Below are 25918 nucleotides of genomic sequence, written 5' to 3' on the forward strand. Positions count from 1 at the left end.
CGTGGTGACCCCCGGCATGCGGCGGTCACTCGCGTTGTTCAAGACTGTAACCGACGAGCCGGACACTTGAGATAGTCGTCCGAACCGCGAGACGGGCCACACAGGGTCCCGTCACGGGGTGGATTCCATGCCCAACCGTCACATCAGGGAGTCAAGCACGTGCTGCAAGAGGTGGAGCGCTGGCTCGATCGACGGTCCTGGTCCGCCGCCGACCGGCCCCTCGAGCGGCTGCTCGCGGCCAAGCGTTCCGCGGGCGACCGGGGCACGGTGAGCGTGGTGCTGCCCGCCCTCGACGAGGAGGCCACGGTCGGTGCGATCGTCCGCACCATCCGCGACGAGCTCATGAGCGGTCCCGTGCCCCTGGTGGACGAGCTGATCGTGATCGATTCAGGCTCCACGGACCGTACGGCGGAGGTCTCGGCGCGCGCCGGAGCCCGGGTCGTGCACCGCGACGAGATACTCCCCGACCTGCCCGCGGTGCCCGGCAAGGGCGAGGTGCTGTGGCGTTCGCTGCTGGTGACGAGCGGCGAGATCGTCTGCTTCATCGACGCCGACCTGCGCGACTTCGACGCCGGCTTCGTCTCCGGCATCATCGGCCCCCTGCTGACCGAGCCCGGCGTCCAGCTGGTCAAGGCCATGTACGACCGCCCGCTGGAGACCGGCGACACGATCGTGCCGGCCGGCGGCGGCCGCGTCACCGAACTCGTCGCCCGCCCCCTGCTCAACCTCCACTGGCCCCTCCTCGCGGGCTTCGTCCAGCCCCTCGGCGGCGAGTACGCGGCCCGCCGCTCCCTCCTGGAACGGCTGCCCTTCCCGGTCGGCTACGGCGTCGAGCTCGGCATGCTCATCGACGCCCTGAACACCGTCGGCCTCGACGCGCTGGCCCAGGTGGACGTCGGCGTCCGCCACCACCGCCACCAGGACGGCCAGGCCCTCGGCCGCATGGCCGCCACGATCTACCGCACCGCCCAGGTCCGCCTCGCCCGCGGCCAGCTCGTCCGCCCCGTCCTCACCCAGTTCGACCGGGCCCCGAACGGCGGCTTCGCCCCCCGCACCCACCAGGTAGCAGCCGAGGAACGCCCCCCGATGATCACCATCCCCGAATACACAGCCCTCCGCGGGGCACGCCGCACAGGCTGACAACCCAAGCCCTCTCCACCACCCCCTCACGGAGCCCGGGGACGTGAGGGGGACGGGGCCGGAGGGGTGGGGTTTCGAAATGCTGCCGAGCTATTTGTGAGCCGCCAGGCTCGTAAATAGTCGATTTCGAAGCCCCACCCCGGAGGACCCGGCCCCCGCAACCACCCCCGCGGCGAAGCCGCCACCACGTTTGCGTCGCAGGACACCTGGCTAGGCTGGCGGCATGGTCGCTCACCGCGCAGCCCCGATCCTCGTCGCCTCCAACCGCGGGCCCGTCTCCTACACCCTCGGAGAGAACGGCACGCTGACCGCCCAGCGCGGCGGCGGCGGACTGGTGTCCGGCCTCAGCGCCATCGGCCCCGACGCCGGCGCCGTCTGGGTGTGCGCCGCCATGAGCGAGGGCGACCGCGAAGCGGTCCGCCGCGGCGAGGGCGACGCGCAGACGCGCATGCTCGGCATCGAGCCGGACGTTTTCGCCGCCGCCTACAACTCCATCGCCAACTCCGTGCTGTGGTTCGTCCACCACCTGCTCTTCCAGACCCACCTGGAACCCCTCTTCGACGAGGACTTCCGGCAGGACTGGGCCTCCTACGAGACGTACAACGCCGCCTTCGCGGACGCGCTCGCCGAGGAGGCCGCGGAAGGCGCCACCGTCCTCGTGCAGGACTACCACCTGTCACTGGCCCCCGCGATGCTGCGCGAGCGCCGGCCCGACCTGCGCATCGGGCACTTCTCGCACACCCCGTGGGCGCCGCCGGACTACTACCGCCTGCTGCCCGACGACATCGGCGCCCAGCTCCTCACCGGGATCCTCGGCGCCGACCGCGCCGCGTTCCTCACCCGGCGGTGGGCCGAGGCCTTCGCCGCGTGCTGCGCGGACGTGCTCGGCGCGGACGTCGGCCACGACGCCGCCGGGGAGCTGACCGTCACCCACGAGGGCCGCACCACACGGATCGGCGTGCACGGCCTCGGCGCCGACGCCGACTTCCTGCGGGAGCGCTCGCACCAGGACGACGTCGAGGAACGGCTGGCCGCACTCCGCTCCGAGATCGGCCCCGGCCGCCGCACGATCGTCCGCGTCGACCGCACCGAGCTCTCCAAGAACATCGTGCGCGGCTTCCTCGCGTACCGGCAGCTGCTCACCGAGCACCCGGAGTGGCACGAGCGCGTCGTGCACATCGCCTTCGCGTACCCGTCACGCCACGATCTCGCGGTCTACCGCGAGTACACCGCCGAAGTGCAGCGGGTGGCCGACGAGATCAACGCGGACTTCGGCACCGCCGACTGGCAGCCGCTGCTCCTCCACGTCAAGGACGACTTCGCGCGGTCGCTGGCCGCGTACCGTCTCGCCGACGTGGCCCTGGTCAACCCGATCCGCGACGGAATGAACCTCGTGGCGAAGGAGATCCCGGTCGTCTCGGACGACGGGGTGGTCCTCGTCCTGTCCCGCGAGGCCGGCGCCTACGAGGAACTCGGCGACGACTCCCTGGTCGTGAACCCGTACGACCTGCGCTCCACGGCCCGTGCCCTGCACGAGGCCCTGACCCTCGACAAGGACGAACGCACCGAACGCACCAAGCGCCTGGCAGCAGCGGCCACGGCCCTCCCCCCGGCCGCCTGGTTCCTGGCCCAGCTGAACGCGCTGGCCTGACGTATCGAACGAGGGCCCGGTGCCCGCATCCAGGAGGATGCGGGCACCGGGCCCTCGGCTTGCCGGTTCAGGTGATCAGGTGGTGATCAGGCCACGTAGCCCTGCAGGTCGACGACGATGTCGGCGAATCCCACCGGGATGGAGATGTCGAAGTACCCCTCGGGGGACAGCGGTACGAGAGCCAGGCCGGGAACAGTGCTGCCCGCCGGGAAGTTCAGGATCGACGTTCCCGGTTGCGAAGCGCCGTCCGCGTAGGCGGTGAGGAAGCCACCGGCCAGCGTGTTGGCCGCCGTGACGTTCACCAGAACCGCGTGTCCCGTACCGGCGCTCCCGCCCGCACCGGGCACTCTGATCCGCATCGTGCTGCCCGCGCCCAGATTGCCCTTGTACCCGCCGGTCCCGTCACGGGTGTCGACGAGCCGGCTGGGGGTCGTCGGCATGAACGGGTCACCGCCCTGCGCGGGATCGACGAAAGCACCCTGCAGGTCGGCGATGAGGTGCACGCCGCCGCTCTGGTTGTACAGCAGCACGGTGCCGTCCGCCGCGATCGGCACCGTGACCTGGTTGGACACGATCTGGCCCGTGGAGAAGTTGAGGCTGGAAGTGGTTGGCGGGATGCTGGTGGGCGCCGCGCTCACGAAGCCGCCGCCCACGGACTCGGTCGCGGTCAGGTTGAGGGTGACCGCGTTCGCCCCGGCCGGTACGCCTGCGGCGCCCCTGACCTTGAGCCGAACGGTGCCGCCCGGGCCGAGCTTGCCCTTGGGCGCGCCGGTTCCGTTCCGGGTGTCCAGCAGCCGGACCGGACCGGCGGACGGAAGGCTGTGGAAGCCCCCTGAGGCGGGGTTCCCGACCACGTCGGCGTAATACCCCACGACGTCCGCCAGCAACTGGACCCGGCCGCCCGCTCCGTTGTAGAGCGCGACCTTGCCGTCGGGGCCGACCGGGACGAGCACGGCGTTCGCCACCGTCTGTCCGGCGGTGAAGTTCAGGCTCGACGCCGTGGGCCGGGAGGTGCCACCTGAGTAGGCGGTAACGAAACCGCCGGTGGTCGGCTCGGTGGCGGTGATGTTCAGCAGCACCGCCGTCACATGCCCGTTCGCGGGCACACCCGCCCGCCCGGTCACCGGCACCTGCACCACACCGCGAGGACCGACGCTGCCGGCCGGAGCACCGTTCCCGCTCCGGGTGTCCAGCAGCCGCGCGGACGGCACGGGCACGAACGCACTGCCCGCCGTGACCTGCTGAAGAGAGGCGGCCGTCCGGTCGTGGTCGTCCTTCACCGTCAGCGTGACGACGTAGGTGCCGACCGCCGCGTAGGTGTGGACGGGGTCGTCGGTGACCGGGGTGCCGTCGCCGAAGTCGTAGCGGTAACTCGCGACCGGCCAGGGGCTGACGGTCGCGGACGGATCGGCGGTGACGCGCAGCGGCATGCCGTCGGTGCCGCTACGGACGGCCAGGTGGGCGGCGACCGGTGCGGGCGGCGCGACGACGTGGCTCTGGAGCACCGTCGCGGTGTGGCCGAGAGCGTTGGTCGCGGTCACAGCGACCTTGTAGGTGCCGGGCGCCGGGTAGGTGTGGCCGACGGGAAGCGTCGCCGAGGTCACCTGGGCGCTGCCGTCGCCGAAGTCCACGGAGTACTGCGTGATGGGCACCCAGGTCGCGGTCGCCGCGCCGGTCACGGTCACATCCAGCGGAGCCTGGCCCGCCTTCGGTGTGACGTTGTAGGTCAGCGCCATCGGGTCCTGGAACTCGAACGCGCCCCGGTCGTGGTGACCCGCGCCGGTCCCGGTGTCGGCGACGAGCGGGTCGTCGACACGGGGAGAGCCGTGCAGGTCGGTGTCCAGCTGGCCCGGCGCGTTCGCGTCGGCTGAGTCGATCATGGGCGAACCCTCTTGGGGCGTCATGAACGCGCGGGGAACAGCAACGTCGTGCGCCCCTTGTCCGGAAGCCTGCTGGAATGCGGGAATACCGCCATACGTCTGGTCCGCCCAGCGGTACGCGTTCGGCGCGTCGCTCGTCACGACGTTGTAGTCCGCTGTCGTACCACTGGTTGAAGCGGCCGACACCGCAAGGGTCAGATACTGGCTGGAGGAACATCCCTGCGGGGAGCGGCCCGAGAGCTTCAGGAGAACATTGTTCTCGACCGTCGCCCCGGAAGAATTTCCTGCCAGCTCCACGCCGGCACCGCAGTTCGCGCCGATCGTGTTGCTGGTGACCACCGTGCCCGGCGCATCGGTCACGGCCACCGCGCGACCGATGTTGGTGACCATCTGGTTGGTCGAAACGACAGCGCGCACCACTCCCGGATCGACGCTGATGGCGTCGCCCGGCGTCATAGTGACCCGGCTCCGGCTCACCGTCACATCGCTGCTCTGCCCGGTCACCCGGACAGCGGGATAGGTGACTCCGCCGGTCACGCTCTTCCAGCCCGAGCTCTGGATCCACGCGTCGTTCACCGTGATCCGGCCGGAATCCGTGACGAGCACGGCCTCATGCCCGCTCTTGGGCGTGAAGTGCTCGAACGTGACGTCATGGACGCCCTTGAAGCTGACGGCATGCAGCAGGTCCTGCTGGATGCCGATCACCACGGCGCCGGGCACGACGGTCTTCTCGTACCCCGGCCCGGTGAAGGTGATCGGCGCCTCGGGTGTACCGGACCGGGTGACTTCCACCGACTCCCGGTAGTTGCCCTTGGCGATCCGCACCGTCTGACCCGGCTCGACGATCTTCGCCGCCGCCGAGATGGTGCAGAACGGTACGGCCTGGCTCCCCGCGTCGGCACTGGCGTCCGAGCAGGTGGCGGAGCCGTTGTCGACGTACAGATTGCCCGCGTCGGCCTGCGCGGCCTGCGCCATGACGCCGAGTGCCGGCAGGCCGGTACCGATGAGCAGGGCCGATACAGCAAGCCCCGTTATGCGTGCTTTGCGCACGGCATTGACCCCCAGAAAAGTCGCGATGGACGCTCCCACGGCGCATGGGCCGCCCCCCGGCGGCTGCGGCATCGTGCAGCTGACAGATCTTCGCAGATCAGGCGCCGCCGGCACAGCCCCGGAACGTCACGCGACCGACCCCGGCCTCCCGTGCGGGGAGCGATGCGGGCGCGCCGCAGAAACCCTCGGCACCGCCCGCGCCCCCGCCGGAGGCGGTCAGTGTGCTTCGAGCGCGTCCGCCAGGGCGTTGAGGAGATCCACCACGCCCTTCGGGCCGTCCACGACGAGGTCGGAGCGGGCCACGAGTTCTGGGGGGACCTCGCCGGAGGCGGTGCCGCTGCAGACGAGGACGCCGGGGAGGCCTTCGCCGCGGAGGCGTTCGACGGCGCCGAAGGCGGCGAGGTCGCCGAGGTCGTCGCCGGCGTAGAGCACCGAGCCGGCGTCGGCCTCGCGGAGGTAGGAGGCGAGGGCGACGCCCTTGTCCATGCCGGGGGGCCGCAGTTCCAGGACGAGGCGGCCGGGCTCGACGATGAGGCCGTGGCGGGCGGCGAGTTCGCCGAGGGGGTCGCGGAGGGCTTCGAACGCGGCTTCCGGGTTCTCGGTGCGGCGGGTGTGGACGGCGACCGCGCGTCCCTTGTCCTCTATCCAGGTGCCGCGCCAGGCGCCGATCCGGTCGAGGAAGCCGGGCAGCTCGGCCCGTACCGCGTCGACGCCGGAGTGGTCGCCCGCGGACTTCACCTCGCCGCTGACCGCGTCCCAGCGCTCCGCGCCGTAGTGCCCGAGGACGACGAGCCGCTCCAGTCCCGGGACGCCGGCGAAGCCGCCGTACCGGACCGCGACGCCCGCCGGGCGGCCGGTGATCACCGCGACCGCCCCGAGGTGGGGGGCGAGCCGGGCGAGTGCGGGCACCGCGCCCGGGTGGGCGCGGGCGCTCTCGGGGTCGGGCACGATCGGCGCCAGGGTGCCGTCGAAATCGAGGGCGACCACGGCACGTTCGGGGTTCGCGAGGAACGCCGCGAGCCCTTCCTTGCCGTCGGACGTGGACGAGGTCAGCAGGTGACTGCTCATGACCCCGACCCTACCGAGGGGAGGAGGGGCAGAGGAGGGGGCGTGCGAAGCACTTCGTTGGAAGGGTGGTGGCGGGCGCCGGGCGGGCACACGGGAGCATGCGCGCGTTCAGCGCGAATCGCGGCGGGTGTCCCGGGCGCGGCGCAGCCGGTTGACGGTCACCGGGTCGTGGGCGAGTGCCCGGGGATCGTCGAGGAGGGCGTTGAGGAGCTGGTAGTAGCGGGTGGCCGACATGCCCAGCTGCTCCCTGATGGCGCGTTCCTTCGCCCCGGGCCCCGCCCAGGTGCGGGCGGCGAGGTCGAGGACGGCCCGGTCCTGGCCGGTCAGGCTCTCGCTCTCGCTCTCCACCCGCGTCTCCTCCACATGACCGGCGGCCACTTGTCCGGCCACAACGTGACCCGTGGCCACCCGACCCGTGACTATTTGACCTTCTCCGCGGCGTCCTGGTTCTCGGCGAACCGCTGCAGGTCGCTCAGAACCGTCTTGGGGTCGGCGTGCACGGCGCTGCCGAGGACCTTCTTCATCTGGTCGCTGACCGGTCCCCACGAGGTCTTGTCGACCGGGTAGAACTGGGCGGACGGCAGCAGGTCGATGAACTCGATGAGGTCCTTGTCCTTCGGGTCCTTGCGCATCGCCTGCATCGCCGAGTTGGTCACCGGCAGCAGCCCGTACTCGTCGAGGAACTTGATCGAGTTCTCGGGGCTGTAGGAGAACTGCAGGAACTTGCCGATCTCGCCGCGGTGGCCGTTCTGCTTGAAGGCCATCATCCAGTCGGCGACGCCGAGGGTCTCCGCCATCTGGCCGCCCTCGCCGGGGATCTGCACGGCCTTTACCTTGATGCCCTTGGCGAGGGCCTGCTTGAGCAGCGTCGGGTGGCCGTTGACCATGCCGGCCTTGCCTGCCAGGAAGGCGTCGAAGACGGTGCGGCGGTTGGTCTTGGCCGGGTCGCTGCTGCCGGTCAGGCCGGGCTGGACGAGCTTCTCCTTGAGCCACTCCATCGCTTCGACGTTCGGCTGCGAGTCGAGGGTGTAGCTGCCGACGGTGTCGGTGTACGAGCCCTGCTTGCCGAGCATCCAGATCAGCGATTCGGCCTGCGCCTCCTCGGGGCCGAGCGGCAGCCCGTACGGCATCTTGACGCCGTGCTCCTTGAGCTTCTTCGCGTCGGCCTCGATGTCGGCCCAGGTCTTGGGGGCGCTCTTGATGCCCGCGTCGTCGAACAGCGTCTGGTTGTAGAAGAACATCCGGGAGCTGGAGACGAAGGGGATGCCGTACTGGGTGCGGTTCTGCTCGCCCGCCGCGGCGAGGGAGGGGATGAAGTCGGCCTGGGTGCTGATCGGGAACAGCTCGTCGGCGCTGTACAGCTGGCTCTTGGACGCGTAGGCGGCGTAGGAGCCGATCTGGGCTATGTCCGGCGCCTTGCCGGCCTTGACCATCTCGGCGACCTTGGTGTCGACGTGGTCCCAGTCGATGACCTGGATGTCCACCTTGATGCCGGGGTTCTTGGCCTCGAAGGCGCGGCCGAGCTCGTCCCAGTACTTCTTGGAGCTGGTGGCCGCGTCGGTGCCGTAGTCGGCCGCGACCATGTGCAGGGTGACATCACCGCCGAGTGCGCTGCTGCCACCGCATCCACTGAGTGTCGTCAGAGCCAGCGCCGCTGCGATACCCGCTGCCGCCGTGCCCAGGAGTCGTCGCCGGTGCACCGTTGTCCTACCGCCTTCATCCGCTTCATGCGCCCGCCCCCGCGCGTTTCCGGGGGCGTCAAGTGCCCGAGTCTGCCCGCGCTGCCCACCCAAGGTCTACACCACGGCTGTCTCGCTTCGGCAACACCCTTGCCCAACAGCGGGGACAGAAGGGATGGAAGCCCGCAGACCAGGCGATTCGCCTGCGCCCGAAGGGTGATCTTCATGGCGTAAGTGGACTAGACCTTTCCCTGAGGAGAGGGGACACTGTCCTGCGTGAGACACGTCATCGCGCTCGATGTGGGCGGTACCGGAATGAAGGCCGCCCTGGTCGGGGAGGACGGCACGCTTCTGCATGAGGCGCGCCGTCCGACCGGACGGGACCGCGGCCCCGAGGCCGTGGTCGCCACCATCCTCGGCTTCGCCGCCGACCTGCGGGACCACGGCATCCGCGAGTACGGCGAACCCGCCGCCGCGGCCGGCGTCGCCGTGCCCGGGATCGTGGACGACACGGCCGGCATCGCCGTCTACGCCGCCAACCTCGGCTGGCGCGACGTACCGCTGCGCGCGCTGGTCTCCGAACGGCTCGGCGGCATCCCCGTCGCCCTCGGGCACGATGTGCGCACCGGCGGTCTCGCCGAGGGCCGCATCGGGGCGGGCAACGGCGCCGACCGGTTCTTCTTCCTCCCGCTGGGCACCGGCATCGCGGGCGCCATCGGCATCGACGGCCGCATCGAGGCGGGCGCGCACGGCTACGCGGGCGAGATCGGTCACATCGTCGTCCGGCCCGGCGGACCCCTGTGCGGCTGCGGGCAGCGCGGCTGCCTGGAGACGCTGGCCTCCGCCTCCGCCGTCTCCCGCGCCTGGGCGGCGGCCAGCGACGACCCGGACGCCGACGCCGCCGACTGCGCCAAGGCGGTCGAATCCGGCGACCCGCGCGCGCTGGCCGTCTGGCGCGAGGCGATCGACGCGCTCGCCGACGGCCTGGTCACCGGCCTCACTCTTCTGGACCCCCGGGTCCTCATCATCGGCGGCGGTCTGGCCGAAGCTGGGGACACACTCTTCGGCCCGCTGCGCGCGGCGGTCGAGGAGCGCATCACGTTCCAGAAGCTCCCGCTCATCGTCCCCGCCGCCCTCGGGGACACCGCCGGATGCCTGGGCGCGGGTCTGCTCGCCTGGGATCTTCTCTCCGTGGAGGTAACCGCCTGATGGCCCCCGTAACGACAACGCAGCGCACGGTACTGACCGGTGCCCGTGTGGTGCTGCCGTCCGGCGTGGTGGAGAACGGCCGGGTGACCGTCGACGGCGGCCGGATCGTGGCCGACGAGTCCGCCGAGGCCGGTACGGTCGACCTCAGCGGCTGCACGGTCGTTCCCGGTTTCGTCGACATCCACAACCACGGCGGCGGCGGGGCGTCCTTCACCTCGGGGACTCCGGAGGAGATCCTCACCGGCGTCCGCACCCACCGCGAGCACGGCACGACCACCGTCGTCGCGTCGACCGTCACCGGCGAGATGGACGTCCTGGCGCAGCGCGCGGCGCTGCTGTCCGAGCTCGTCGAGCAGGGCGATCTGGCCGGCATCCACTTCGAGGGCCCGTTCATCTCGCCGTGCCGCAAGGGCGCGCACATGGAGTCGCTGCTGCGCGACCCCGATCCGGCCGAGGTCCGCAAGCTCATCGACGCCGCCCGCGGCACCGCCAAGATGGTCACCCTCGCCACCGAACTGCCCGGTGGCCTGGACTCGGTGCGGCTGCTCGTCGAGCACGGCGTGATCGCCGCCATCGGCCACACCGACGCGACGTACGAGCAGACGATCGAGGCCATCGAGGCGGGCGCGACCGTCGCCACGCACCTGTTCAACGCCATGCCCACGCTCAACCACCGTGCCCCCGGCCCGATCGCGGCGCTGCTGGAGGACGAGCGGGTCACCGTCGAGCTGATCAACGACGGCACGCATCTGCACCCCGCCGTGCTGGAGCTCGCCTTCGGCAGCGCGGGCGCGGACCGGGTCGCGTTCATCACCGACGCGATGGACGCGGCCGGGTTCGGGGACGGGCACTACGACCTCGGCCCGATGGCCGTCGAGGTCAAGGACGGGGTGGCCCGGCTCGTCGAGAACGGCTCCATCGCCGGCTCGACCCTCACCCTGGACACCGCGTTCAAGCGCGCCGTCACCGTCGACCGGCTGTCGCTGGCCGACACCGTGCGGGCGATCTCGGCCAACCCGGCGCGGCTGTTGGGCCAGTACGACCGGATCGGCTCGCTGGAGGCCGGCAAGGACGCGGACCTGGTGGTGCTCGACGCCTCGTACGACCTGGTCGGCGTGATGCGCAAGGGCGAATGGATCGTGCGGCCCTCCTGAGGCCGCCGGGACCCCTTCGTGACGGCGGTTCGCCACCCCCTGGGCGGGCCGCCGTTCCTTTGCCATCATCGACGCGTGATCATCACCGTCACGCCGAACGCCGCACTGGACATCACGTACCGCGTTCCGCGTCTGCTCCCGCACACCACCCACCGGGTCTCCGAGCCCGTTGAACGGCCCGGCGGCAAGGGTCTCAACGTGGCCCGGGTGCTCGCCGCGCTCGGCCACGAGGCCGTCGTGACGGGCTTCGCGGGCGGGCCGACCGGGGAGGTGCTGCGCGAGCGGTTGGCCGGGCTCGGCACCGTGCGGGACGCGCTCGTGCCGATCAAGGGCACCACCCGCCGCACCATCGGCGTGGTCGACGACGCGACCGGCGACACCACGATGTTCAACGAGGCCGGTCCCACCGTCAGCGCGGCCGAGTGGGCCGCGCTCCTCACCGGCTACCGGGAGCTGCTGGCCGGGGCCTCCGCCGTCGCCCTGTGCGGCAGCCTGCCGCCCGGCCTGCCGGTGGGCTCGTACGCGGAGCTGATCCGCGAGGCCCGCACCGCGGGCGTCCCCGTCCTGCTGGACACCAGCGGCGAGCCGCTGCGCCGCGGCCTCGCCGCGCGCCCGGACCTCATCAAGCCCAACCTCGACGAGCTGACCCGGCTCACCGGCTCCACGGAGCCCGCCCACGCCGCGGAGGAGGCCCGCAGGCGCGGTGCGCGGGCCGTGGCGGCCTCACTGGGCGCCGAGGGCATCCTGGCGGTGACGGAGGACGCCACGTGGCGGGCGGTGCCGCCGGACCGGCTGTCGGGCAACCCGACGGGCGCCGGCGACTCGGCCGTCGCGGGACTGCTCTCCGGCCTCGTCGAGGGACTGGACTGGCCGGGCCGGCTGGCCCGCGCCATCGCCCTGTCCGCCGCGACCGTACTGGCGCCCGCGGCGGGCGAGTTCGACCGGACGGTCTACGAAGAGCTGCTCGGGCGCGTCGAAGTGACGGCCGTTCCGCGCGCTACTTCTTGACCTGGCCTTCCTTCATCCACACCTGGTCGAGGTTGACGCCGCACTTGTTGCCCGGCGCGCAGGTGAGGGCAAGGGTGTTGGAACCCTTCTTCAGATCCACCCACACGTAGGTGGTGGCCCACGCCTTCGTCCAGTCGGCGGTCTTCATGTAGTTGTGCATGTTCACCGGGTTGGTGCGGAGCTTGCCGTTCTCATTGAGCGTGAGACCGGCGTCCTCACCGACGTTGCCGAAGCTGATGAACAGCGTGTACGTACCGTCCTTCGGCACGTCGAAGGTGTACGCGGCACTCGCGCCGACGGCGTTCAGACCGCCCACGGACGTACCGCCCGCGGCCTTGGCGCCCGGCATCGCGTTGGTCCGCGCGGCGCCGCCGGACAGGACCAGCGTGGCGGCGTCCACGACCTTGGACGAGAACTTCTCGGGGGCACTGGCGGACTGGCTCGGCGTGACGGGGGCGCTGGAGGACGGCGGGGTGGACGGCTTGTCCTCCGCGTTGTCCTTCTTGCCGCCGCCCTGCGTCATCGCGAAGCCGATGCCGATGGCGACCGCCACGACCACCGCGATGGCGCCGATGAGCAGCCCCTTGCGGTTCGGTCCCTGCGACCCGCCGCCGCTGCCGCCGCCGTGCGGGGCGTACTGCGTCTGCTGCTGGGTGTACTGGGGCGGCTGTGCCTGCTGGGGCTGCTGCGGCGCGTAGCCCTGGTCGTGGCCCGGCTGCGGCTGGGGCTGCTGCGGCGGGTAGCCGTAACCGCCCTGCTGCGGCGGGCGGCGCTCGCCGACCCGCTGGACCTGGTTGTACGACGTGCGTGGCACGCCCGGCTGTGCCACCGTCGCGCCCTCTGGGGCCGCCCCGGAACTCTCGCCCTCGCCGCCTTCGGAGCGGTAGAGGTACGCGAACGGGTCGTCGTTCTCAGAGGCGCCGTTGTTGCCGGCCGTCATCCGCTGTTCACTCCCTAATGGCACATGCCCATCGCAGCGCGGTGCACCCATGGCTCATGATCGATTAGTCCGCGGCGCGGTCACAAGGCCTGCGCTCTCGCCTCCGCGGCGTCGCGGGCGGACATGTTTGACCCACGGAACCCTACCCGGGTCGGACGACTGCCCGCTCTGGCCTTCGACGCATCACCTGGTACTTCCGGTTCCCCTGTGACGGGACGCACGTCCTACGGTGGTCCCGTGATCGACGAGGACGGCTCCGCATGGCCCGGCTGGCGGAACGCCACAGAACGCGCCCTGTACGGGCCCGGGGGCTTCTTCGTGCGGGAACGGCCCGCCGCGCACTTCCGCACCTCCGTACACGCCTCCCCGCTCTTCGCACGGGCCGTCGCCGCACTGCTGCTGCGGGTGGACGAGGCGCTGGGCCGGCCGGACGGGCTGGCGCTCGTCGACGTCGGCGCCGGGTCCGCCGAGCTGCTGACCGGGGTCCTGGCCGCCCTGCCGGCCGAGGTGGCGGCACGGGTCGCCCCGTACGCCGTCGAGCGGTCCGCGCCCCCCGCCGGGCTCGACGGCCGCATCCGCTGGACCGCCGCCCCGCCGCGGGGTGTGCGGGGGCTGCTGTTCGCCAACGAATGGCTCGACAACATTCCCGTCGACATCACCGAGACCGACGAGGCGGGCGAGCCCCGCTACGTCCTGGTCCGCCCCGCCGACGGCAGGGAGCACCCCGGCGGGCCGCTGAGCACCCAGGACGCGGAGTGGCTGCGCCGCTGGTGGCCGATCGCCGGGACGCCCGGCGCCCGCGCCGAGATCGGGCTGCCCCGCGACGCCGCCTGGGCGGCGGCCGCCGGTTCGCTGGACGCCGGGCTCGCCGTCGCCGTCGACTACGCCCACGAACGGGCCGCGCGGCCCCCGTACGGCACCCTCACCGGCTTCCGCGACGGCCGCGAGGTGCCGCCGGTGCCGGACGGCTCCTGCGACCTCACCTCGCACGTCGCGCTGGACGCCGTCGGCGGCGGGGTGCCCCTCGTCACACAGCGCGCCGCCCTGCGGGCCCTCGGCGTCTCCGGGGCCCGTCCGCCGCTCGCCCTGGCCACCACGGACCCCCGCGGCTATCTGCGCGGCCTCGCCGCCGCGGGCGAGGCCGCCGAACTCATCGACCCCGGCGGCCTCGGCGCCTTCCGCTGGCTCGCCACCCCCGTCGGCGACGCCTGCCACGGCCTGCTGCCGACGGGACCGGAGACCGGGCCGGCGACGGGGCCGGCCGGGGACTGACGCAACCGGCCGCCCGCAAGCGGGGTTGGAGGGCGGGCTGACAGAATGCCGTCCATGACGGAGACCACGATCGGCATCGGCGGCCAGGCCGAGGGCACCGACATGGTGCTGAACATCGGCCCGCAGCACCCCTCCACGCACGGAGTGCTGCGGTTGCGGATCGTGCTGGACGGCGAGCGGATCATCACAGCGGAACCCGTCGTCGGGTACATGCACCGCGGCGCGGAGAAGCTGTTCGAGGCCCGGGACTACCGCCAGATCATCATGCTGGCCAACCGTCACGACTGGCTGTCGGCGTTCTCCAACGAACTGGGCGTCGTCATGGCCGTCGAGCGGATGCTGGGCATGGAGGTCCCGGAGCGCGCGGTGTGGACCCGTACCCTCCTCGCCGAGCTGAACCGGGTGCTCAACCACCTGATGTTCCTCGGCTCGTACCCCCTGGAACTGGGCGGCATCACCGCGGTGTTCTACGCGTTCCGGGAACGCGAGGAACTGCAGAACGTCATGGAGGAGATCTCCGGCGGCCGCATGCACTACATGTTCAACCGGGTCGGCGGCCTCAAGGAGGACCTGCCGAACGGCTGGCTCGGCCGCGCCCGGCACGCCGTCGCGCAGGTCAGGTCCCGGATGGGCCGCTTCGACGACCTGGTGCTCGGCAACGAGATCTTCCGCGGCCGTACCCGCGGTGTGGGCACGCTGTCCGCCGAGGCGGTGCACGGCTTCGGCGTCAGCGGGCCGATCGCCCGGGCGTCGGGCGTGGACTTCGACCTGCGCCGCGACGAGCCGTACCTGGCGTACGCGGAGCTGCAGGACACCCTGAAGGTCGTCACCCGCACCGAGGGCGACTGCCTGGCCCGCTTCGAGGTGCTGCTCGCGCAGACCCACAACGCGCTGGACCTGGCGGACGCCTGCCTGGACCGGCTCGGCGAACTGCCGCAGGGCCCCATCAACCAGCGGCTGCCGAAGGTGCTGAAGGCGCCGGAGGGCCACACATACGCGTGGACCGAGAACCCGCTGGGGCTGAACGGCTACTACCTGGTCTCCAAGGGCGAGAAGACCCCGTACCGGCTCAAGCTGCGCTCGGCGTCGTACAACAACATCCAGGCGCTGACGGTGCTGCTGCCCGGCACCCTGATCGCGGACATGGTGGCGATCCTGGGCTCGATGTTCTTCGTCGTCGGGGACGTCGACAAGTAGGTCGGCACGTGGCCGGCGCGGGGCCGGCGACAGGACCGGCCGTCAGGACGAGTGCGCGCGCAGGCCGCTGACGTCGATCTGCTCGGTCTCGTCGTGCTCGGTGAGATCGATGACCTCGGCCGCGAGCTGCGCCTCGTGCTCCGCGTACGCCTCCTCGCCGACGACGTCCGCGAGGTCCTCCTGCGCGGCGCCGGGCTTCTGCGTGCCGAAGAAGTCGAAGCCGCCGAGCGCCCGGCTGGCGGACCCGCCGGCGCGGTGCGGCTGCGCGTAGGGCAGTACGGCGGCGGCCACGGCCGGTACGAGGCGGTGCTCGCGGATCGGCAGGCTGGCCGCGGTCCTGGGGCCCTTGGACTCCGGGCGGGTGTGCGTCGCGGCCGGCTCGGCGGCCTCGGCCGCCGCGTGCCGTCCCTGGGGTTCGTCGTCACCGTTGCCGGCGCTTTCGGCGGCCGCGGCGTCACGGCGCCTGGCCTCCTCCACGGTGCGCAGCGCCTGCTGGCGGGCGGCGTTGCGGCCGAGGTTGAGGAGTGCCTCGTCCGCCTTCTTGAACGCGGCCGGGCCGACGGGCGAGGAGGCGATGGCCAGCGGCGCCTTGGCGGCTTCCAGCGCGAGCTGGCGGCGGCCTTCGAGGGCGCGGGCCCGCTCGCTCTCGGCGGTGGCGTAGCGGCGGAGCAGATCGGCGTGTTCGGTGCGCAGCCGGCCCAGCTCGGCGCGCTTGGCGCTGAGCTTGGTGTCGAGGCGCACGCGCAGCTCGCGGGACTCGTCGAGGTCCGTTTCGAGCTCGGCTATCCGCTCGTCGGCGTGCCATTCGTCACGGGCGCGGGCGGTGGTGAGGTCGGCGACCCGGCGGCCGGCGGCCCGGTCCCACGTGCGTGCCATGACCGCACCGCCGCAGGCGGCAGCCGCGGCTGCCGCGACGACCGCGCGCAGCACCATCGGATCGGAACTGATCCAGGCGGCGGCGACGCAGGCCACCGCGGACCCGGCCAGCGTCAGCGGGGGCAGCAGCCGGTGCAGCGGGGGTGAATGGCGGTGGCGTCCTCGTGGCATGGCTCGAAACTAGCGTGCGACGGGGACGCGTGGGGCCTGGGGTCCGATTTATCGCCGTCTCCCCGGCAATGGATGGCGCGATGAATACGGAGGGCATCCGGATAGACACCATGTGTTTCCGCAATGCCCTCCGTACCCCGCCAGAACCCGGTTATGGATCTTGGCGCCGCGGGCCGGCCGACACCGGGCCGGCCGGCGGCGCCGGGCCTTCGGCAGGAGCCGTCAGCCCTTTGGCCGGAGGCGTCAGCCGGTGACCAGACCCTTCGACTTCAGATACGCGGCCGCGACATCAGCCGGCTTCTGGCGCTCCGCGTCGACCTTCTGGTTGAGGTCGGTGAGATCGGCGGTGGTGAGTGCCTTGGTGAGCTTTCCGAGGACGGTAGCGATATCGGCGGAGCCGGCGTCCTTGGCATTCACCACGGGAAGCAGGTTGTCCGCGTTCTGCAGCTTCTTGTCGTCCTCCAGGAGCACCAGGTTGAACTGGTCGAGCGTGGCGTCCGTGGTCGTGGTCAGCACCAGCTGGTCGGTGCCGTCCTTGACGGCCTGCTTGGACTGCACGGTGCCGACGCCCTTGGGGTCGATACCGGTGATGTTGATGCCGTACTTGCTCTTCAGGCCCGGCGAGCAGAAGGGCCGGTCCGGGCATTCGTCGCCGGCGGCCAGCTTGACCGGGACCTTGGCGGCACCGAGGTCGCTGAGGGTCTTCAGCTTGTGCTCGGCGGCGAAGTCCTTGTTGACGGCGAAGGCGTTCTGGTCGATGGCGGGACCGGCGTCGAGGACCTTCAGGCCCTTGGGCTCGGCGAAGGTGGTGAGCGCCTTCACCGTGGCCACCACATCGGCGGAGGCCACCGGGGCGGCCTTGGGGCCGTTCGCCTTGGTGTTGAAGTATTCGGCGAGTGTCGCCGCGTACTCGGGAACGATGTCGATCTGCCCCTTTTCCAGGGCCGGTTCATAAAGCTCGCGGTTCTTCAGCGTCTGTACCGAGGTCGGGTAACCGGCGTTCTTGAGGACCTGCGCGTAGAGCTCGGCGAGCACCGTGCTCTCGGTGAATCCGGCGGAGCCGATCACCAGCGCGCCCTTCTTCTCCCCGGACGACGGGGAGGCGGCGTCGGAGCCGGACTTCTCCAGGCTGTCGCCGCCGCAGCCGGTGACGCCGGTGAGGAGCAGTGCGGCGGCAGCGGCCACCATCGTGACGCGCAGCGTCGGGTTCATCGGTTCTCCATCCACAGTGCAAGGAAAGGCATGACGGTCAGGGTGTCGCGGGGGTCGCGGGGCTCGAGGCGGGGACGGCGCTGCCGGACCGGGGGCGGCGACGGCGCCGCATCGGGTCGAGCAACCACTGCAGCGCCATGAAGATTCCCTCGATCAGCAGGGCCAGTCCTGCCACCAGGACCGCTCCCGCCACCACCTGCGCGGTGATCTGCCGGTTGAAGCCGGCCGTGATGATCCGGCCGAGGCCGCCGCCGCCCGCCATGGCGGCGATGGTCGCGGTGGCCACCACCTGGACGGCGGCGGACCGCACACCCGTCCAGATCAGCGGAAAGGCCAGCGGCAGCTCGATGCGGAACATCAGCTGACTGCCCGTCATCCCCATGCCGCGGGCGGCCTCGACGACATCGCGGTCAGCCTCGCGCATACCGACGTAGGCGTTGGTCATCAGCGGCGGCACGGCGAACAGCACCAGCGCGATGATGGTCGGCCAGTCGGTGCCCGAGCCCATCGCGAACATCAGCAGGACGAGGATCGCGAACGTGGGCACCGCGCGGCCCACGTTGGAGATGTTCACCGCGAGCGCCCCGCCCTTGCCGAGGTGGCCGAGGACGATGGCGATCGGCAGGGCGATCAGACAGGCCAGCGCCAGGCAGACGACGGTGAAGTAGACATGCTCGCCCAGCCGGTGCCACACACCGTCCGTACCGTTCCAGTTGGCGCTGTCGTTCAGCCAGTCCCACGCGCCGGATACCGCGTTCATCAGGCCGCCTTCCTGCTCCGCGCCCACGGGGTGAGCAGCCACTGCACACCCAGCAGCAGGACGTCGGCCGCGATGGCGATGGCCACGCAGATCACCGAGGCGGTGAGCACCTGCGCCTTGAAGATGGTGTCGATCCCGGTGTAGATGAGGTTGCCGAGGCCGCCGTAGTTGATGATCGCGCCGACCGTGGTCAGCGCCACCGTCGAGACCGTGGCGATCCGCAGGCCGGCCATCAGCGCGGGCAGCGACAGCGGCAGTTCCACGGCGAACAGCAGCCGCAGCGGCCCGTACCCCATCCCGCGGGCGGCCTCTCTGACGTCCTCCGGAACGGATTCCAGGCCGGCCATGATGTTGCGCACCAGAATCGTCAGGGAGTAGAGCACCAGGCCGGTGATGACGACCGCCGGGGAGATCCCGAAGACCGGCAGCAGCAGCGAGAACATGGCCAGCGAGGGCACGGTGTACAGAACGGTGGCCAGCCCGAGCACGGGGCCCGCGAGGGGCCGCCAGCGCCGCGCGACCAAGGCCACCGGGAACGCGATGAGCAGCCCGATGGCCACCGACACCGCGGTGATCCACAGGTGCTGGACGGTGGCATCGGTCAGCTCATGACTGCGCGTACGCAGGTATTCACCGCAGATCCAGTCGTTGGATACCAGACAGTTCCGCTTCGCCATGCCCCTCACCTCCCCCGCTCCGGGCCGTACATTCGTCCGACATCAGCACTGCGGTCGTCACGTGGCCCGACCCTATCCGGCAGGTACGACAATCAGGCCGGCCCGCCATGCAGCTGCAATACTCCCGCCACAATTCCGGGCCGGAACTCGGGAAGAGTACGGTCGTGAGAACCCGGCAGTGAGGATTCCAGGCACCGATGATCCGATTCGAGAACGTCACCAAGCGGTACCCGGACGGCACGACCGCCGTCGACGACCTGTCGTTCGAGGTCGCGGAAGGGGAACTGGTCACGCTGGTGGGGCCGTCCGGCTGCGGCAAGACGACGACCATGAAGATGGTCAACCGGCTCATCGAACCGACCTCGGGCCGGATCCTGGTGGACGGCGAGGACATAGCCTCCATCGACCCCGTGAAGCTGCGCCGCCGGATCGGCTACGTCATCCAGCAGGTCGGCCTGTTCCCGCACAAGAGCGTGCTGGAGAACACCGCGACCGTGCCCGCGCTGCTCGGCTGGAAGCGCGGCCGGGCCAGGGACCGCGCCGCCGAACTCCTCGACCTCGTCGGTCTGGACCCGTCCGTCTACGGCGACCGCTACCCCGACCAGCTCTCCGGCGGTCAGCGGCAGCGCGTCGGGGTGGCGCGCGCACTGGCCGCCGACCCGCCGGTGCTGCTGATGGACGAGCCGTTCGGCGCCGTCGACCCCGTGGTGCGCGAGCGGCTCCAGTCGGAGTTCCTGAAACTGCAGGCCACCGTCCGCAAGACCGTGCTCTTCGTGACGCACGACATCGAGGAGGCGGTCCGGCTCGGCGACCGCATCGCGGTCTACGGCGAGGGCCGTATCGAGCAGTACGACACGCCCGCCACCGTGCTGGGCGCGCCCGCCACCCCGTACGTCGCCGACTTCGTCGGCGCCGACCGGGGGCTCAAGCGGCTGTCGGTGACGGAGATCCAGCCCGCCGACCTGGAGCAGCCGCCGACCGTACGGCTCGACGACCCGGTGGAGACGGCCGCCGCGCGGATGCGCAAGGAGGGCTCCCGCTGGGCGGTCGTCCTGGGCGAGGGCGGCGCGCTGCACGGCTGGATCACCGTCGAGTCGCTGCTCGGCAAGGGCTCCACGGTCCGTGACCACGCCCGCCGCATGGAGGCGTGGGTGCCGATCGGCGCGACGCTCAAGCAGGCGTTCAGCGCCATGCTGCAGTACGACGCCGGGTGGATCGCCGTCGTCGACGGCGATCACTTCCTCGGCGTACTGACCCCGGCACGGCTGCACGAGGCGCTGCGCCGCTCGATCGACGCGGACGCGAACGGCGCGGACCGCGCCGACGTCACGATCGAGTCGATCGAGCGGGCCGGCTAGAAGCGTTCATGGTCCCGCCGGACGGGCTCCAGGACCCTTCCGGCGGGATCACCGGCAGTCCGGCCGCGCGCCATGCCTGGAATCCGCCGTCCAGGTCGGTGGCCCGGTGCAGACCGAGGTCCTGCAGCGAGGCCGCGGCGAGGCTGGAGGCGTAGCCCTCGTTGCAGATCACCACGACCGTCAGATCGTGCCCGGTCGCTTCCGGCAGCTTGTGGTCACCGAGCGGGTCGAGCCGCCATTCCAGTTCGTTGCGCTCCACGACGAGCGCGCCGGGGATGAGCCCGTCCCGGTCGCGCAGCGCCGCGTAGCGGATGTCGACGAGGACCGCGCCGTTCGCGGCGGCCTCGGCGGCGGCCGGTGCGTCGAGGCGCTCCAGCCGGGTCCTGACGCGCTCCAGATGGTCGTCGATGCTGCGGGCGGTACGGGCAGCGGGCTCGGTCACCAGGTCTCCGGGTGTTCCACGACGTCGAGCCGCAGGGTGCGGTCGTCGCGGAGGTAGCGGCGGATCAGCGGCAGGGGCGGGTAGTAGGCGTGCACCGAGATGGCGTGCCGCTCGGCGGAGCGGTTGACGACCTGGTGCACATGGTTGCGGCCGAAGGCGCGGCCCGTGCCGGCCGGCAGGGCGCGGGTCCGGTCCAGGCCCTCCGCCAGTTCGAGCGAGCGCCAGCCCTCGGACGGCAGCGGCACCGCCAGCGACTCCTCGGTCAGCTCGCCGCCCGCGGTCACGAAGGCGCCGTACGAGCCACCGTGGTCGTGCCAGCCGGTCTCGGTGCCGGGCGGCCAGCCCAGCAGCCACGCTTCGGCGCCGCCGGGCCCCTCCAGCCGGATCCAGGTGCGGTCCAGCGGGTCCAGCGCGAGCTGGGCGACCTTCTCCGGGTCGGAGGCGATGGAGCGGACGAAGTCGAGCAGCTCGGCCGCGGTCGGCGCGGCGGCGGGCCGCGCGGCAGCGGGAGCGGAGGCCGGTTCGGTCAGCACGGCCGTGACGGGAGACGCGACGACGGCCGCGGAAGGGGATGCGGAAACAAACGCTGGTGCGGACAACGGGACCACCCTGGAGGGAGGCGCCGGCACGGCGCCGCACCGACCGGGGAACGGACGGCGGCGGCAGGCTACGACGCGGAGGTGAGCGGGGAGGCGGGGTTCAGCGTGAACCCGGACACACGCAGCCCGCGTACCGGACGAGGTCCAGGTGCACTCGCCGGTGAAGTCGCCGTCCGATACCACTCACATCGAAGACTGAATCACGCCATCCTCAAGACGGTCAACATTTGAGCTCGCGTCTCAGATGCCGGGCACGGTGTCCTCGGGGTCCTCGGGGAGCTTGCAGACCCGCTCCAGGAAGATCGCGGCGGCGACCACCGCGAGGCCCGCCAGCACCGCGAAGCCCGCGTAGACCGCCTGGTCCCGGCGCGGCGGGACGTCGAACTGGTACATCAGCAGGAAGGCGCCGGCGCCGCCGTACATCCCGGCGACCAGCGAGGCGACCAGCGCACTCGCCTGGCCGAAGACCACCGCGCGCGCCGCCAGCAGCGGGTCGACGCCCTTGGCGCCGGGGACGCGGTCGCGCTGGGCGCGCAGCCGGGTCCGCAGCGACAGGGCGGTCGCGGTGAGCACCACCGCGATCAGCGCGAGCACGATGGGCGCGGCCAGCGGGACGCTCGGCAGGGTGCCGAGCGAGTCCCACAGCTTGGCGCCGGCCCAGGACAGCACCCCCGCCACCGCGAACAGCCCCAGCAGCGTTCTGATGCGCAGCGCCTTCACCGAGTGTTCGCCCCTCACATGGTTCATCTGCTGGTTGTGGTCCTGCTGGTCCTGCTGGTGGTGCGGTCGGTGCCGGTGGCACCCGCCGTGCCCGACCGCTTAACGCTTATTCGGGCAGCCTGAGTTCCACGTCACCGCGGGCCTCCACGCCTGCGTTGCCGACCGCTGCGAGCAACTCTGCCACCTCGCCGTGGCCGGGGAGCTCCGCCGACGGGTCCACATCGTGCCAGGGCGCGAGAACGAAGGCCCGCTGGTGCGCTCGCGGGTGCGGCAGCGTCAGGTCGGGATCCTCCGAGACGATGCCCTGATAGGCAACGATGTCGACGTCGATGGTGCGCGGGCCCCAGCGCTCGCTGCGCACCCGCAGGAACGCCTCCTCGATCGCCTGGCCGCGTTCCAGCAGGGAGGACGGCGGCAGGGTGGTCTTCACCAGCACCACCGCGTTGAAGTAGTTGGCCTGGCTGCCGGGCTCGACGCCCCACGGCTCGGTCTCGTAGACCGGCGAGATCGCCTTGACGCGCACACCCGGGGTGTCCTCCAGGGCGTCGATGGCGCCCTGCAGGGTCTCCAGCCGGTTGCCCAGGTTGCTGCCCAGCGCGATCACGGCCCGCTGGGGGTTGTGCAGCGTCGTGTCGGCGGCGTCGACCTGCGCCACCACGGACGGGTGGACAGGCTGCACGGTGGGGTCGGAACTCACGGGCGCCTCCGGGTGATGGTGATGGTCACGTCGTCGAACGGAACGGTGATCGGGGCGTCCGGCTTGTGCACGGTGACCTCGACCTCCTGGACCGCCTCGTGCTTGAGGCACTGGTCGGCGATGCGCTGGGCGAGGGTCTCGATCAGGTCGACCGGCTCGCCCTTGACGACATCCACGACCTCTTCGGCCACCACGCCGTAGTGGACGGTCTTGGTCAGGTCGTCCCCGGCCGCGGCAGGAGCCGTGTCCAGGCCGAGCACCAGGTCCACGACGAAGGTCTGGCCCTCCTCGCGCTCCCTGGGAAACACGCCGTGGTTACCGCGGGCCTTGAGGCCGCGCAGCGTGACACGATCCACGAGATCACTCCTGCTGATGGTTCGGACGGACGGACAGGGTCCCGCCATGTGTACGGGCCCGCCCGGAATCGAATCTACCCGCGACTACCGACAGCACGTGCCGACGGGTTGTCCGGGGCCGGTCCGGCGCAGGTCAGAGCGGGCGGACTCCAGCCCTTTACCCACCAGCCGGTCGGCTACCCGTCCGCCGGCGGATTCTTGGCGCGAACGGGTGACAAGGTCGCCAACACGGCCGGATCCCGGGCCGGGTGGGTGAACGCGGGGTGGTCGGACGGTGAGGTTCAGGCGCCGGGGCCGGCGGTGTCCTCATCGTCGTCGTCACCGTCGGCGAGCACCGGGGACCCGTGGTGCACCCACAGCCGCCAGCCCTCCGGTGTGCGCCGGAACACATTGGTGGCGACCACGAGGGCGCCGACCAGAGTGCCCGCCGAGCCGTCCTCCTCGGCCGGTCCCCCGGTCAGGATGTTCTCGGTACAGGTGACCAGGGCCGTGTCGCCGTCGACCGCGACCTCGACATCGGTCAGGAAGAACTGGATGTACTCGGTGCTCGCCATGATCAGCGCGTAGGAGCGCATCACCTCGCCGCGCCCGCGCAGCACCGGCCATCCCGGGTGCACCACGGAGACCGTCTCGGCCAGCGGCCCGGTCAGCACGATCTCCTCCAGCGCGTCCAGGTCCGAGGTCTCGACCGCGTCGTAGAACGCCTGGTTCGCCTCCTCGACCTTCGCGGCCTCCGCCGTACGAGGCGTCACGCGGCACCCGCCGTGCCGGCCGCGCCTTCGATGGCCCGCGACACCCGGACCGCGTCCGCGCTCGCGTGCACCTCGTGCACCCGCACCGCCCAGGCGCCCTCGCGGGCGGCGATCGCCGAGACCGCGGCGGTCGCCGCGTCGCGTTCCCTGGCCGGCGGCGGATCCCCGGCCGATCCGGCCAGCACCCGCCCCAGGAACCGCTTACGGGACGCGGCCACCAGCAGCGGGCGGCCCAGTTCACGCAGCTTGCCGAGGTGCGCCATCAGCGCCAGGTCGTGCTCGGCGTTCTTCGCGAAGCCCAGGCCCGGGTCGAGGATGATCCGGCCCGGGTCGATACCGCCGGCGACCGCCCGCTCGCAGCCCTCGCGCAGCTCGGCGACGACCTCGTCGACCACGTCGCCGTAGACCGCCCGGTTGTTCATGTCGATGCTCTGCCCGCGCCAGTGCATGACGACGAACGGCACCCCCGCGTCGGCGACCACCGGGATCATCGCGGGGTCGGCGCCGCCGCCGCTCACGTCGTTGACCAGCCGCGCACCGGCCGCGACCGCCTGCCCGGCGACGGCCGCCCGCATCGTGTCCACGCTGACCAGCACTCCGGCGGCGGCCAGCTCCCGCACCACCGGGATCACCCGGCGCAGCTCCTCGGCCTCCGAGACCCGCGCCGCTCCGGGCCGGGTGGACTCCCCGCCGACGTCCACGATGTCCGCGCCGGACGCCACGAGGTCCATGCCGTGCTTGACGGCCAGCTCCGGGTCGAACCACTGGCCGCCGTCGGAGAAGGAGTCCGGCGTGACGTTCACCACGCCCATGACCGCGCAGCGGTCCCACTCAGGAAGGCCGTCCACGAAGCCCCGCAGCGTATTCATACGCCAAGCGTAGGCGCTGGCCGGTCGACTACTGGTCGCTGAGCCGGCCGCTCAACCACTCCAGGGCGGGCGGGATCTCCCGGCCCCAGGTGTTGAAGTTGTGGCCGCCGCTCTCCAGGATGATCGACGACATGTGCGTCGGCGCCTTCGCGGCGCCGATCAGCTTCAGCGTCTCCTTGTAGTTCGGCTCGCCCTTCTTGCTGCTGGTCACCAGGAGGTTCACCGGCGGGTGCGGCAGGTTCTTCAGCCGCCACGCCAGGTTGTTCTGGAGTTCGAGCTTCCTGTCGCCGCCGAACAGGTCGCCGGTCGTGCGGTCGCGCGGCGCCTTGTAGTCGGCGGACAGGCCGACCGCGGTCGAGTACGCCTCGGGGTGCCGCATCGTGAGCTTCAGGGCGCAGTAGCCGCCGGTGGAGTCGCCCATGATTCCCCAGTTCCGGGCGTTGGTGCCGACCCGGAAGTGACCGGACACGGCGGCGCGCAGGTCCTTGGTGAAGAAGGTCTCCGTCTGGGGGCCGCCGGGGATGTCCATGCACTCGGTGTCCCGCGGCGGGGCCACCGTCGGCCGCATCATGATCAGTATGGTCGGCTTGGCCTTGCCGTCCAGCACCTGCTGGTGGGCGATCGACGGGTACTTCATCTTCTTGAAGAGCGCCTCGGCGGTGCCCGGGTAGCCGGTGAGGATCACGGACGCCGGGAACCTGCGCTTGGCGTCCTGGAAGTACTCGGGGGGCAGATAGACATACGCCGGGGTGGTGATGTCGGACGCCCCGCCCTGGAACACCACCTTCTGGATCTGGCCGCCGACCTTCGGAACCGAACCCCCGGGCACGTTGACGTACTTGTGGCCGACCACCTGCAGTTGGTTCGCGGCTCCCGAGTGGTTGACGACGACGCCCGGCTCGGACTCCTGTCCGAACAGGTCGGCCCAGGAGGCGTAGAAGCCGAACGAGTAGTTGGCGGCCAGCCCGAGCGCCGCGATCATCGACAACTGGGTGAAGAGCATCATCCCGACCCGCCCCAGCACCACCGGGAGACTCCGCTTGGACAGCCGCGGCCAGAGCCATACGGTGGCCACGAACAGCACTACCGCGGCTATGACCGCCAGCAGTAGAACCTTCTTACTGGTGAGACCCATGTCGAGTGACGTACTTTCCTGTCTGCGGCCCGGTTCCGGCTCCTTC

General features: G+C 71.4%; 25 protein-coding genes. 8 read left to right on the plus strand and 17 right to left on the minus strand.

Annotation, left to right across the window (positions count from 1 at the left end):
* The first annotated feature begins 159 nt into the window (after nucleotides 1–159).
* Together C8250_RS20525 and C8250_RS20530 are read left to right on the plus strand one after the other, a co-directional pair.
* On the plus strand, nucleotides 160–1140 hold the full coding sequence (locus C8250_RS20525) for a glucosyl-3-phosphoglycerate synthase (RefSeq protein WP_138355902.1): 981 nt from the start codon (nucleotides 160–162) through the stop codon (nucleotides 1138–1140).
* Between the two features lie 223 nt (nucleotides 1141–1363).
* Nucleotides 1364–2791, plus strand: a complete 1428-nt coding sequence (locus tag C8250_RS20530; RefSeq protein WP_138355901.1) for a trehalose-6-phosphate synthase — start codon at nucleotides 1364–1366, stop codon at nucleotides 2789–2791.
* An 86-nt stretch (nucleotides 2792–2877) separates the two neighbouring features.
* On the opposite strand, the gene C8250_RS20535 is transcribed toward C8250_RS20530, so the two are convergent.
* The 4 genes from C8250_RS20535 to C8250_RS20550 form a co-directional block, all read right to left on the minus strand.
* Nucleotides 2878–5721 carry a PKD domain-containing protein gene (locus C8250_RS20535; protein WP_187144922.1) on the minus strand — a complete coding sequence of 948 codons (2844 nt, stop codon included), beginning with the start codon at nucleotides 5719–5721 and terminating at the stop codon, nucleotides 2878–2880.
* A gap of 216 nt (nucleotides 5722–5937) precedes the next feature.
* A complete protein-coding gene (gene otsB, locus C8250_RS20540) occupies nucleotides 5938–6789 on the minus strand; it encodes a trehalose-phosphatase (RefSeq protein ID WP_138355899.1) in 852 nt (283 codons plus the stop codon).
* A 108-nt stretch (nucleotides 6790–6897) separates the two neighbouring features.
* Nucleotides 6898–7137, minus strand: a complete 240-nt coding sequence (locus C8250_RS20545) for a DUF3263 domain-containing protein (RefSeq protein ID WP_244809228.1) — start codon at nucleotides 7135–7137, stop codon at nucleotides 6898–6900.
* A 71-nt stretch (nucleotides 7138–7208) separates the two neighbouring features.
* Nucleotides 7209–8489, minus strand: coding sequence for an extracellular solute-binding protein (locus tag C8250_RS20550; protein ID WP_138355898.1), 1281 nt, complete (start codon nucleotides 8487–8489; stop codon nucleotides 7209–7211).
* A gap of 255 nt (nucleotides 8490–8744) precedes the next feature.
* On the opposite strand from C8250_RS20550, the gene C8250_RS20555 reads away from it, so the two are divergent.
* The 3 genes from C8250_RS20555 (at nucleotide 8745) to C8250_RS20565 (ending at nucleotide 11839) form a co-directional block, all read left to right on the plus strand.
* Nucleotides 8745–9677 carry an ROK family protein gene (locus tag C8250_RS20555; RefSeq protein WP_138355897.1) on the plus strand — a complete coding sequence of 311 codons (933 nt, stop codon included), beginning with the start codon at nucleotides 8745–8747 and terminating at the stop codon, nucleotides 9675–9677.
* Nucleotides 9677–10831, plus strand: coding sequence for an N-acetylglucosamine-6-phosphate deacetylase (gene nagA / locus C8250_RS20560; protein WP_138355896.1), 1155 nt, complete (start codon nucleotides 9677–9679; stop codon nucleotides 10829–10831). Before C8250_RS20555 ends, nagA begins: the two co-directional genes overlap by 1 nt.
* Nucleotides 10832–10906: 75 nt before the next feature.
* Entirely contained in the window at nucleotides 10907–11839 is a 933-nt protein-coding gene (locus tag C8250_RS20565; protein ID WP_138355895.1) for a 1-phosphofructokinase family hexose kinase, read from the plus strand.
* Here C8250_RS20565 and C8250_RS20570 read toward each other — a convergent pair.
* Nucleotides 11829–12779, minus strand: a complete 951-nt coding sequence (locus C8250_RS20570) for a carbohydrate-binding protein (RefSeq protein WP_138355894.1) — start codon at nucleotides 12777–12779, stop codon at nucleotides 11829–11831. The genes C8250_RS20565 and C8250_RS20570 overlap by 11 nt on opposite strands.
* Before the next feature lie 237 nt (nucleotides 12780–13016).
* Here C8250_RS20570 and C8250_RS20575 point away from each other — a divergent pair, with 237 nt between their 5' ends.
* Both C8250_RS20575 and C8250_RS20580 read left to right on the plus strand, forming a co-directional pair.
* Complete coding sequence (locus C8250_RS20575) at nucleotides 13017–14051, plus strand: SAM-dependent methyltransferase (RefSeq protein WP_244809230.1); 1035 nt, start codon at nucleotides 13017–13019, stop codon at nucleotides 14049–14051.
* A 45-nt stretch (nucleotides 14052–14096) separates the two neighbouring features.
* On the plus strand, nucleotides 14097–15248 hold the full coding sequence (locus tag C8250_RS20580) for an NADH-quinone oxidoreductase subunit D (RefSeq protein ID WP_138355892.1): 1152 nt from the start codon (nucleotides 14097–14099) through the stop codon (nucleotides 15246–15248).
* A 42-nt stretch (nucleotides 15249–15290) separates the two neighbouring features.
* Here C8250_RS20580 and C8250_RS20585 read toward each other — a convergent pair whose 3' ends face one another.
* The 4 genes from C8250_RS20585 to C8250_RS20600 form a co-directional block, all read right to left on the minus strand.
* Complete coding sequence (locus C8250_RS20585) at nucleotides 15291–16295, minus strand: hypothetical protein (protein ID WP_138355891.1); 1005 nt, start codon at nucleotides 16293–16295, stop codon at nucleotides 15291–15293.
* A gap of 243 nt (nucleotides 16296–16538) precedes the next feature.
* Nucleotides 16539–17483: an ABC transporter substrate-binding protein gene (locus C8250_RS20590; protein ID WP_138355922.1), complete on the minus strand. Its 945-nt coding sequence runs from the start codon at nucleotides 17481–17483 to the stop codon at nucleotides 16539–16541.
* Between the two features lie 61 nt (nucleotides 17484–17544).
* Nucleotides 17545–18267 (minus strand): ABC transporter permease, encoded by a 723-nt coding sequence (locus C8250_RS20595; RefSeq protein WP_138355890.1) that lies wholly within the window; start codon nucleotides 18265–18267, stop codon nucleotides 17545–17547.
* The gene (locus C8250_RS20600; protein ID WP_138355889.1) at nucleotides 18267–18944 is read right to left on the minus strand and encodes an ABC transporter permease; all 678 of its coding nucleotides are present in this window, start codon (nucleotides 18942–18944) and stop codon (nucleotides 18267–18269) included. The genes C8250_RS20595 and C8250_RS20600 overlap by 1 nt, the downstream gene beginning before the upstream one ends.
* Before the next feature lie 197 nt (nucleotides 18945–19141).
* Between C8250_RS20600 and C8250_RS20605 the strand changes: the two genes are divergently transcribed.
* The gene (locus C8250_RS20605) at nucleotides 19142–20302 is read left to right on the plus strand and encodes a betaine/proline/choline family ABC transporter ATP-binding protein (RefSeq protein ID WP_138355888.1); all 1161 of its coding nucleotides are present in this window, start codon (nucleotides 19142–19144) and stop codon (nucleotides 20300–20302) included.
* Here C8250_RS20605 and C8250_RS20610 read toward each other — a convergent pair.
* The 8 genes from C8250_RS20610 to C8250_RS20645 form a co-directional block, all read right to left on the minus strand.
* Nucleotides 20271–20744, minus strand: coding sequence for a rhodanese-like domain-containing protein (locus C8250_RS20610; RefSeq protein WP_138355887.1), 474 nt, complete (start codon nucleotides 20742–20744; stop codon nucleotides 20271–20273). The genes C8250_RS20605 and C8250_RS20610 overlap by 32 nt on opposite strands.
* Entirely contained in the window at nucleotides 20741–21274 is a 534-nt protein-coding gene (locus tag C8250_RS20615; protein ID WP_138355921.1) for a cysteine dioxygenase, read from the minus strand. The genes C8250_RS20610 and C8250_RS20615 overlap by 4 nt, the downstream gene beginning before the upstream one ends.
* Before the next feature lie 309 nt (nucleotides 21275–21583).
* Complete coding sequence (locus tag C8250_RS20620) at nucleotides 21584–22063, minus strand: DUF3180 domain-containing protein (protein ID WP_138355920.1); 480 nt, start codon at nucleotides 22061–22063, stop codon at nucleotides 21584–21586.
* Nucleotides 22064–22169: 106 nt separating this feature from the next.
* On the minus strand, nucleotides 22170–22760 hold the full coding sequence (folK, locus tag C8250_RS20625; RefSeq protein ID WP_138355886.1) for a 2-amino-4-hydroxy-6-hydroxymethyldihydropteridine diphosphokinase: 591 nt from the start codon (nucleotides 22758–22760) through the stop codon (nucleotides 22170–22172).
* Complete coding sequence (folB, locus tag C8250_RS20630; protein ID WP_138355885.1) at nucleotides 22757–23116, minus strand: dihydroneopterin aldolase; 360 nt, start codon at nucleotides 23114–23116, stop codon at nucleotides 22757–22759. The genes folK and folB overlap by 4 nt, the downstream gene beginning before the upstream one ends.
* Nucleotides 23117–23397: 281 nt before the next feature.
* Entirely contained in the window at nucleotides 23398–23868 is a 471-nt protein-coding gene (locus tag C8250_RS20635) for a nuclear transport factor 2 family protein (protein WP_138355884.1), read from the minus strand.
* On the minus strand, nucleotides 23865–24737 hold the full coding sequence (gene folP, locus C8250_RS20640) for a dihydropteroate synthase (protein WP_187144924.1): 873 nt from the start codon (nucleotides 24735–24737) through the stop codon (nucleotides 23865–23867). Before folP ends, C8250_RS20635 begins: the two co-directional genes overlap by 4 nt.
* A gap of 28 nt (nucleotides 24738–24765) precedes the next feature.
* Nucleotides 24766–25872, minus strand: a complete 1107-nt coding sequence (locus C8250_RS20645) for an alpha/beta hydrolase-fold protein (protein ID WP_138355883.1) — start codon at nucleotides 25870–25872, stop codon at nucleotides 24766–24768.
* Between the last annotated feature and the right edge of the window lie 46 nt (nucleotides 25873–25918).

Origin of the sequence: Streptomyces sp. So13.3 (assembly GCF_005860785.2) — a bacterium.
Classification (GTDB): Bacteria; Actinomycetota; Actinomycetes; order Streptomycetales; family Streptomycetaceae; genus Actinacidiphila; species Actinacidiphila fildesensis.